Below are 3,983 nucleotides of genomic sequence, written 5' to 3'. Positions count from 1 at the left end.
CAGGGAGCCGATGCCCACGGACTTGTTGCCGGTGCCCCGGAAATCCACCCGGGCGTTGACTGCGATGTCCACGCTGCCCCGGAAGGAGCCGATGCCCACGGCACTTGCCGCATCCGCCGTCAGCGCCAGATCACAGTCGGATACCTCTACCTGGGCGTTCCCCTCCCGGCTGCCTACGCAGATGCCTGCGATGCCGGAGGTGATGATGCTGATTTCTCCGGACAGCAGCCGGATCCGGGAGCCGGATTCATTCAGACCGCCCCCGATGCCTACGCACTGCTCCCCGTTGGTGTTCAGCGTCACCCTTCCCCCGGTGGCAAGGGTAATATTGCCGTAGCCGTGCTCCAGGTCATTGCCGATGCCGAAGCTGTTGGAGCGGTCTGTGTTGATGGTCAGATCCCCGTCCCCCACAATGGTGATGGAGGAGCCCTCCGGCACATAGATGCCGATATGCTCCAGCGTATTGGTTCCCTCCAGCACCAGGGTCAGACTGCACATCTCTCCCAACTGGATGGAGGGACTGTCCACCCCACGCAGGTTCACATCCTGCAAGGTCAGGGTGCAGTCCAGTCCGTCCTCGATCTTCAGCACCATGTTGGAGGTATGCGCCGCTTCTCCCACAATGGTCAGGCACTGCTCCCGGATGAGGATATCCGTGTAATGCTCCAGCGCCAGCCGGATCAGCTCCACGCTTTCGTCGCTTTTGGCGGTGTAGCTGCGGCTGGCAAAGGTGCGGGTCTCCAGATTGAAGCTGATGATCTCGTTCTGGACGGTCTTGGAAATCTGCCGCAGCAGCACGGGCTTGGGCCGGGAGGTGTAGAACCCCTGGATCAGATCCGCCCCCAGTTGGATCACCGTCCGCAGCTCCTGCCGGGTCTCCACGCATTCCGCAATGACGGAAATGCCGTTTTCGTGGGCAAAGCTGATGATATCCGACACCAGCCGCTGCTTTTTGGAGTCGTTCTCGATGCCGCTGATGAGGGCACGGTCGATCTTCACATAATCCGGCATCATCAGCAGCAGACCGGAGGTGTTGGAGTAGCCTGCCCCGTAGTCGTCAATGGCAAACTGGCACCCCAGGGTGGTACACCGTGCCTTCAGCGTGTCCACCAGGTCGCTGTCCACATCGCTCTGCTCCGTAACCTCGATCACGATATTTTCCAGAAGCTCCCCGTAGGTGGTATGGAGCAGGTCAAAGTCCGTTTCCGTCAGCAAATGATCCGGGATCCCGTTGATGAACAGCTTCTTGTCGGAAAGTGCCTCCTGATGCTCGGTGAAGGCGTGCATGGCGTTGAACAGGGTGGCATGCTCCACCGCATACAGCCGCTTGTTCTGTTCGGCGATCCGCAGGATCTGGGTGGCGGTCAGAGGCAGATCCCCTGCACGCATCAAAATTTCAAAGGCGAAGATCTCACCGGTCTTGGCGCTGACGATGGGCTGAAAGTGATAGGTAAAGGCGTTGTCGCTGACCAGCCGCCGGAATAGCTGCAATTCCCGGAACTGGGTCTTGTCCGCCTCATACCGGGCTTTGTTGAAGGCGCAGATATCCTTCCGCTCGTTCATGGCCTCAAACACGGAGAAGTTGGCGTGGTTGATGAGGGCGTCCAGATCATGGCTGCCGGCGGTGCGCACCGAGTACCCCAGACTGATGGTCAGGGCGTCGCTGGCATCGATTTTCAGCACCTCGCCGAAATCGTCTGTGATGACGCAGCCGGAAATGGCAGCCCGCATGCGCTGAAAGATCGTGCCTGCCTGCTCTGCGGCACTGCCCCCTACATATACCATGAATTCCTTGTAGGAGCGCATGCCGATGATGACCTGGGGGGAGGAGAAGCGCCGGAGCGCCTGGCTGATGGCGATGACGCACCGGTCATTCTGACTGTAGCCGTACTGCTGGGCGATCTGCTCAATGCCGTGTACATGGAGGATGGCAAGATACCCTGCCCCCGGACACTCCCGCATGCACTGCTCCGTGCGGCGGATAAAGGCGCTCCGGTGGTACAGGTGGGTCAGAGGATCGTATTCCCCTGCGTCCTGGTACGTGGGGCAGAACACATCGTTGTAGTGGGTAATGTCCTGGACAAAGCCCATCCAGCTCTGGGCGTCCCGTTCCACAAAGCTGAGCCGCAGCTGGATCTGCTCGCTGCCTACGTTGTACTGGTAGACCTGGTTTTGCCGTGCCACCGGGTTCCGGGTAATGTCCTGCATCACCTGGGTGAACCGGTCGTGGGAGAGAAGCCCGTTTGCATGCTCCTTCTGGATATGCAGGATCCGGAAGGCATTGTCGTCCAGGTACGCCTCCCGGGTGGTGTGGATATATAAAAATGCGCCCATATAGGGGAACAGCTTCTGGAAGATCTCCCAGTCGTGATCCGTGGGACTGGAAGTGTGCTTGGACAGGTCAAAGATCATAGGGTACCTCGCTTCTGTATAGGTCATATGGTTCGCCTTTATTATACTACGCTCCGGCACAATTGTCAACATTTCCAGTTTTATCTGGCGATGGCGGAGGAATTCGGGCAAGGCGCACAATTTTCCAGCGGAATTTCATATAGTTTGTACATGGACGGTTCCACACATCCGTGCTATAATGAGGCAATATCAGACCCCGCAGAGAGAATGGAGTGTTGCATATGAACGAACAGAATACCCCTTGTACCGGGGCACAGACCGCCGCCCGGATGCATATCGGCTGGAATCTGGGGAACACCCTGGACAGCTTTGCCCCGGACAAGGGACTGGCGGCGGAAACCGCCTGGTTCAATCCTCCTGTTACCCGGCAGGTGCTGCAAGCCGTGGCGGATGCAGGCTTTGACGTGATCCGGATCCCGGTGACCTGGTCGGGGCATTTCGGTGCCGCCCCCGGATACAAGCTGGAGGAGGCATGGCTGGATCGGGTGGAGCAGGTGATCCGCTGGGCAATGGAGCTGGATGTGTATGTGATCCTTGACATGCACCACGATGGCTCCGCCATACCCAGTCCCCATGCCTGGCTGGTGCCGGATGCCGCCCACATAGAGGGGGTACTGCCGGTGTTCACTGCCCTGTGGAAACAACTGGCGGAGCGGTTTGGCGCATACGGGGACAAGCTGATCTTTGAGGGTATGAACGAGCCCCATTGCGGCAGCGACTGGGTGGGGAATCCGGAGCGGTACCAGGCAGTAAACCGGCTGAACGATGCCTTTGTCCGGACTGTCCGGGCATCCGGGGGGATCAACCAGACCCGGAAGCTGCTGCTGCCCACCTATGCCGCCTCTCCAAAGCAGGCAGCCATTGACGCACTGGTGCTGCCGGAGGATCCCTACCTGCTGGCATCCGTTCACGCCTATATCCCCACGGAATTCTGTTTCCCTGCCCGGGAGGTGAACTGGGCTGCTCCCAGAACCCAGTGGGGCACACCGGCGGATCACGCCCAGCTGACTGATCTGTTTGACCGGCTGGCAAAGCGGTTCCCGGAGCAGGGCATTCCCCTGCTGCTGGGGGAATTTGCGGCTGTCAGCAAGCCGGATGATGCCCAGCGGCTTGCCTGGGCGGAATACTACGTCCGGGAGGCTGCACGCCGTGGGATCCGGTGCCTGTGGTGGGATGATACCAGCGGCAGGGAGGAGTGCATGGGTCTGCTGGATCGGAACACCTGCCAGTGGCGGTATCCGGAGCTGGTACAGACTCTGATCCGGGCAGCGTATGCCTGAAAAAAGAAAAAGGACTATGCACGCAGAGCGCACATAGCCGGAAAACAAAGCAAACGATAAAATGGGGGAATTGGGGATTTTTCAATCCATGACAAAGTATAATACATAAGTCTTAAAATAATCTTAAAAATCCGGGGCAAAAAAATTGCCGTGGCATACACGGCGAAATGATCTTAGAGGGGGGTATGTTTATAGCATACCCCCATTTGCTTAAAATAATCTGAAGCCGGTCCGGCCGCATCAATTTACGTTCATATACAGCAGGGCTGCGCCGATGTGGATGGCGGCGGT

General features: G+C 58.4%; 1 protein-coding gene and 1 pseudogene. One reads left to right on the top strand and one right to left on the bottom strand.

Annotation, left to right across the window (positions count from 1 at the left end; all coding sequences use genetic code 11):
• Positions 1-2,091, bottom strand: a pseudogene (locus tag QVO51_RS05125) (EAL domain-containing protein); the annotation flags it as partial.
• Between the two features lie 542 nt (positions 2,092-2,633).
• Here QVO51_RS05125 and QVO51_RS05120 point away from each other — a divergent pair.
• Positions 2,634-3,692, top strand: coding sequence for a glycoside hydrolase family 5 protein (locus QVO51_RS05120; RefSeq protein ID WP_022357492.1), 1,059 nt, complete (start codon positions 2,634-2,636; stop codon positions 3,690-3,692).
• The last annotated feature ends 291 nt before the right edge of the window (positions 3,693-3,983 follow it).

The sequence above is a fragment of the Ruminococcus sp. CAG:379 genome, assembly GCF_000434255.1.
Lineage (GTDB): Bacteria > Bacillota > Clostridia > Oscillospirales > Ruminococcaceae > Ruminococcus_F > Ruminococcus_F champanellensis.
Note: the sequence above shows the minus strand (reverse complement) of the source record. Positions and strands in the feature narration are given on the sequence as shown.